Genomic DNA, 5,482 nt, shown 5'->3' with positions numbered 1-5,482 from the left:
CTGGCCAAGTACTTCGCCGTGACGATGGAGGACATGAGCCCGGACAACTTCCATCGGTCCCAGCTTCTGTGCAACAGCAACGACTTCAAAGGTACGGTGTCCATGAACATGGACTACCAGAAGACGACGGTCTGCTGTCCTGACAAGCACGACGGCGGCATGGTGCTGACGCAGGCCCTGTGGGATCTGCGCGAGGGGATCGGCAGCGGCGTCACGGCCCTCGGCAAGGATTACACCGATCTCCTCGTCTTCGCCGCGACGGTGCTCCTCTCCGGCGGAACAGATTGGACGCTTACCGAATTCCGCACGCTGCTGGCGGACACGGCGACGTACCTGCTCGCCGGCGACTGCCCGCTGGGGAACTCCACACGGTGCGTGAACGACATCAACGCGGCGTTCGGAAATCACGGCGTCTGCACGATTCCGTGCATCTATCCGACGCGAGAGTGCGGCGGCGATACACCTGCCTACTGTGGCGACGCGACGTGCTTTCGCTCCGACAGTTGCACTGGCGCCGCCGAACTCGGCCGGTGCTCCAAATCGAGCGACGAACTCCTGTGCTGCGCGGACGTTTGCAGCAACGACGAGGTCGTGGCATGCGGCCTGTACGCAACCTCCGCGCTGTGCCGGACAGACTGCACGGCGAACCTCTGGCCGCAGGAGCTCCGAGACTGTCTGGAGAATGACCTCGCTTACCCGGGCAACTGCGACGCCTGCGACGGTCTGATGTGAAACCGAAAACCCCAAGGAGGACCACCATGAAACCCTTGATCCTTTGGCTGATCACGATCAGCGCACTCACCTTCGCCGTCGCCACCTGCGACGACTCGGATGACGATGACCCTTCGACGGGCTCAGGGTCTGACGACGACGACGACGGCGACGATGACACCGTGGATGACGACACGGATGACGATGCCGACGATGACATCGACGACGATATGGCCGATGACGACACGCAGGCCGAGTGCGACACATGGACAGACACGACCTCAGGATTGACGTGGCTGGTCGATCCCGCCGTGACAACACCGTACGCGGGGCTGACGTGGCAGGAAGCGATGGATTACTGCGACACGCTGGCGTGCGGTGATCACGACGACTGGCGGTTGCCCTCAATCTCCGAGTTGCGCAGTCTGATCCGGGGATGTCCTGCCACGGAGCCGAATGGAGTATGCGGCGTTACAGATGACTGTCTTAGCTTCGATTGCACCGAGGACGGGGAAAATTCTCCTTGCGATGGCTGCCTCACGAACGACGGACCGAACGACGGATGCTATTCGCCTTTGGATATTGCAGATACGTGTGAAGGTGACTCAATCTTATGGACGTTCTGGTCGAGTTCCAGAGAAGAATTCACTTCCGATGAGAATGCGTGGCATGCGAGATTCAGCAAGGGCAGCGTCGGAAATGCAGGCATATACGAACCTTCCGGCAACGCCCGCTGCGCGCGGGGTGAGTTCTAGCCGGTTGCCGGGAAGTGAGGCGGCAACCCCAAGGAGGAACACGATGAAACCTCTCGTCCTTTGGCTGATCACGATCAGCGCTCTCACCCTCGCCGTGGCCACATGCGGCGATTCGGATGACGATGCCCTTCGACGGGCTCAGGGTCTGACGACGACGACGACGGCGACGATGACACCGTGGACGACGACACGGATGACGATGCCGACGACGACATCGACGACGATTTGGCCGATGACGACACGCAGACCGAGTGCGACACGTGGACGGACCCGACCTCAGGTTTAACGTGGTTGGTCGAACCGTTGCCGTTTCAATCGGGTTGGGCTTTTTGGCCCGACGCGCTGGAGGCTTGCGAAACGCTTGCATGCAGCGGGTACGACGATTGGCGACTACCGACGATTTCGGAGTTGCGCAGCCTGATCCGAGGTTGTGCGTCGACTCAATTCGGAGGCTCATGCGGCGTAACGGATGACTGTCTATGGGTCGACGATTGCTGGGGAGACGGCTGCTCGAATTGCGCGGTTGGCAACGGTCCGGCAGACGGGTGCTACTGGCCGAGCGAGTTGGAAGGCGAATGCGGAAATTATTGGTCGTCCTCGACGCCACCCCCAAGCACTCTATCGGACACAGCATGGAACATTTCTTTTTGGCAGGCCGGAATCGGTGACAGCGGCTACGATATTCCAGGATACAAAGCCCGCTGCGCGCGCGGCGAGTTCGCGCCAGTCGAAGCCAAATAGCGATCACACAGTCTGAGAAATGCGCGATCGCCGGGCGGCCCAACCGTCGCCCGGCGTTTGCGTTCCGCCGATAGGTATGGCGGCAACCAGTCGGAAAGCCCTCGTCGCCCGTGGCGCAAATCACGATTCCGGAATATGGTGCCTCACGATCTCGGTTGTGGGAGCGGGCGTGCGAAGCAGGCGATTTCGGGGAATCTTCGTCACTGTCCTTTTATTGGTCATCGCGGCTTCCGGCGCCGAGGCGGGCGTCGGGCATCTGGCGATGATGTATGGGATTTTGCCGAACGACGTCGCGCTCGCAGGCGCGGGCACGGCGGGCTTCGGCGACGCTGCCGCTGTGTACCACAATCCCGCGGCCATCGCCGAGACCGAGCACACGCTCATGACGATGGGCTACCTCTTCGCACAGCCGATGTTTCGCGGCGGCCACGGCAGGCGCGAGCGGGATTTTCGCGAACCGAACGCGGTAGTCGCGATGGGCACGGCGCTCGACATCGGCAAGATATTCGCAAGCGACTACCCCGTCGCGATGGGCATCACCATGCTCGTCGATGACAACATGGGCACGCTGCTGAACTTCGACGATGAACGGTATCCCGAGGGCAATTACCAGCGCTTCGGCGTACGTTCGTTCATGACGATCACGAGCTGGGGCGTGCGCGTATTTCGTGGACTCAACCTCGGCGGCGGATTTATCCTGTCGTCGAAGTCCGAGGTCACGCTCGATCAGGACGTCCAGCTCTCGGGTCGCACCGAAAACGAGCAGATGACGCTCACCGGCCACCCCGCCTACGGATTTCTCGTGGGCGCGCAGTACGTGACGACCGACTGGCGCGTCGGGGCGGCGTATCGCGGCGAATTGCAGAGCGTGGTCGATCCCGTCTCCGGCGAGACCCGCGTGAAGGCCGGCGAGTTCGTGTTTCAGGAGTATCCGACCGACATGCAATTCAAGGACGGATTCATCCCCCAAATGGTTTCGGCGGGAGCGACAGCGCGCATCGCCTGGGCGTGGCACGCGGTCGCACAGGTGGATTGGCAGAATTGGGATCGAATGAATGACGAGTTGCGCGAGGGCGACGACGCCGTAAACGATTCGGACATCCGGACGCGCGACGTGTAGGTGCCGCGCATCGGGACGATGCTCGAGCCCGCCGGGGAGTGGCAACTGCGCGCGGGGTACGCCTACGAAGCCTCGCCGTTCGAACGATGGGGCAGCGGCAACAACCTCGTGCTCGACAATGACCTGCACCGCGTCTCGGCGGGATTCGGATTCTCGATCCATCCGCGCGCGTTGCGAACCCCGGTCACGTTTGACGCGGCGGTCTTCTACGCGGCGCTCGTTCCCCGCGAGGAGCGAACGAGCGATGACCAGTTGCTCAATTCGTCGGGATACCTGATCGGCGGCTCAACGAGCGTGACGCTGCGATTCTGAGCCCCACGCAAAACGGGCGGCCCGAAGACCGCCCGCGAAAATCGCACCTTGGGGTTTGTTTACGACAGCATGAAGACGCCGAGGGCAACCACGGTCGTCCACAGGCCGTCCTTGTGGCCTTCGGCGGACTGGCAGGTGCTGCGCGTTTCGATGTTGAACTTCTTGTCGAGCTTGAACATCTGCTTGCGCTCGTCCCACGCGGTGTCGGGATCGAGTTCCATGCCCAGCGTGCTCGCGAGCATCATGGCCGCCATGTCCTCGGCAAGGTCCGCGGACTTCTTGCCCGTTTCGCCGAAGGCGTGGTGCTCGGAGAGGTAGCCGTATTCGGCCTTGTCCTTGGGACGCGCCAGACCAATGGCCGCCGATACGAGCCGGTTGGGCTCATTCGTCGCCTCGCGCGCCATCACCACGAACGCGATCTGGCCGGAGTGGAGATCCTTGACGCCCTGGGCGCGACTGATGATCTTGCACTCGGGCGGAAAGATGCTCGACACCGAAACGAGGTTGCAGCGTTCGACGCCCGCGTCGCGCAGGGCCAGCTCGAAACTCTGCAGCTTGTTCTTGTGAAAGCCCGCGCCCTTGGTGAAGAACATCCGCTTGGGAATGATGTGGTCCATCGAAACGCGCCCTCCTCGCAATGGACAAGACTCCCCGCCCCGGTTTGTGCGCGCCGGGGCCCCGAAAAACCAGAACGCCAATAGCGGCAAAATGCCGCCCGGTCAATCATCGCGTGTGACGCCCGACATTTTTTTGTCGCCGACCGACACCGGCCGGAGCACACCGCTTGTCACATCTCGCCATGCGACGCCATTATCGCACCGTTCGCCGAGGGCGGCGAAAAGTTTTTTCGAATGCCGACATCCGAAAACGGGAGAGGTGATGCCCACGTTCGAATATCGCAGCGGGGTCGAGGTCACGCCCGACGTCGTATACGAATGGCATGCGCAGCCCGGCACGTTCGAGCGGCTGATTCCGCCGTGGGAAGACGTCGAGGTGATCGAGCACGCGCCGGGTCTGGAGGTAGGGAGCCGCACGGTCGTGACCACGCGAATCGGGCCGACGGAGCAACGTTTCACCGCGAAAATCGTTGAGGCCGAGCCCGGCGTGATGTTCCGCGACGTGCAGGAGGAAGGCCCGTTCGCGGCGTGGGAGCACACGCACCGTTTCGTTCCCGAGGCGAAAAAATTCTGCCTCATCGAAGACCGCGTCGAGTACGAGTTGCCGATGGGTTTCCTCGGCAAGGCGTTCGGACACCGCTACGCGGAGCGCCGCCTCGCGCGCATGTTCGACTTCCGCCACGACCGCACGCGCTACGACATCAGCCGTCTGCGGGTACTGCGTCGCAAGCTCGGCGATCAACGCATCGCCGTGACGGGCGCGTCGGGGCTCATTGGGCGCGAACTGGTGAACTATCTGCGTTCCGGAGGGATGCGGGTGGACCCCTTGGTCCGTCGTCAGCCCAGGCCGGGGACGACCGAAATCTACTGGAACCCGGAAGCAGGCGAAATCGACGCCGAGGCGCTCGAGGGCGTCGACGCGGTGGTGCATCTGGCGGGCGAAAACCTCGCGGCGGACAAATGGACCGCGGAGTTCAAGGAAAAAGTCCGCCTCTCGCGTTTTCAGGGTACGAACGTGCTGTGCCACGCCCTCGCGGGACTCAAGCACAAGCCGCGCGTGCTCGTCAGCGCGTCGGCCATCGGCTGGTACGGATCGCGCGGCGACGAGGAGCTGTTTGAAGACGCCACCCCGGGCACGGGCTTTCTCGCCGAGGTGTGCAAGAGCTGGGAGAAGGAGACGCGGATCGCCGCCGAGGCGGGCATTCAGACCGTCAACGCGCGTATCG

7 protein-coding genes are annotated in these 5,482 nt (G+C 62.7%); 6 read left to right on the top strand and 1 reads right to left on the bottom strand.

Annotated elements, in window-relative coordinates; all coding sequences use genetic code 11:
* From IT350_20395 to IT350_20375, 5 genes are all read left to right on the top strand, one after another.
* Positions 1 to 732: hypothetical protein (locus tag IT350_20395; protein ID MCC6160424.1), on the top strand; the 732-nt coding region annotated here is incomplete at its 5' end.
* Positions 733 to 758: 26 nt separating this feature from the next.
* On the top strand, positions 759 to 1,466 hold the full coding sequence (locus tag IT350_20390; protein ID MCC6160423.1) for a DUF1566 domain-containing protein: 708 nt from the start codon (positions 759 to 761) through the stop codon (positions 1,464 to 1,466).
* Positions 1,467 to 1,643: 177 nt separating this feature from the next.
* The gene (locus tag IT350_20385) at positions 1,644 to 2,207 is read left to right on the top strand and encodes a DUF1566 domain-containing protein (GenBank protein ID MCC6160422.1); all 564 of its coding nucleotides are present in this window, start codon (positions 1,644 to 1,646) and stop codon (positions 2,205 to 2,207) included.
* Positions 2,208 to 2,376: 169 nt separating this feature from the next.
* Entirely contained in the window at positions 2,377 to 3,327 is a 951-nt protein-coding gene (locus IT350_20380) for a hypothetical protein (protein ID MCC6160421.1), read from the top strand.
* The gene (locus tag IT350_20375; GenBank protein ID MCC6160420.1) at positions 3,328 to 3,639 is read left to right on the top strand and encodes a hypothetical protein; all 312 of its coding nucleotides are present in this window, start codon (positions 3,328 to 3,330) and stop codon (positions 3,637 to 3,639) included.
* Between the two features lie 59 nt (positions 3,640 to 3,698).
* Here IT350_20375 and IT350_20370 read toward each other — a convergent pair whose 3' ends face one another.
* The gene (locus IT350_20370) at positions 3,699 to 4,232 is read right to left on the bottom strand and encodes an arginine decarboxylase, pyruvoyl-dependent (GenBank protein ID MCC6160419.1); all 534 of its coding nucleotides are present in this window, start codon (positions 4,230 to 4,232) and stop codon (positions 3,699 to 3,701) included.
* Positions 4,233 to 4,518: 286 nt separating this feature from the next.
* Between IT350_20370 and IT350_20365 the strand changes: the two genes are divergently transcribed.
* Positions 4,519 to 5,482 (top strand): NAD-dependent epimerase/dehydratase family protein (locus IT350_20365; protein MCC6160418.1); only part of this gene is annotated, 964 nt, incomplete at its 3' end.

Source organism: Deltaproteobacteria bacterium (assembly GCA_020845895.1).
Classification (GTDB): Bacteria; Lernaellota; Lernaellaia; order JACKCT01; family JACKCT01; genus JADLEX01.
This window is presented reverse-complemented; position numbering and strand designations above follow the sequence as displayed.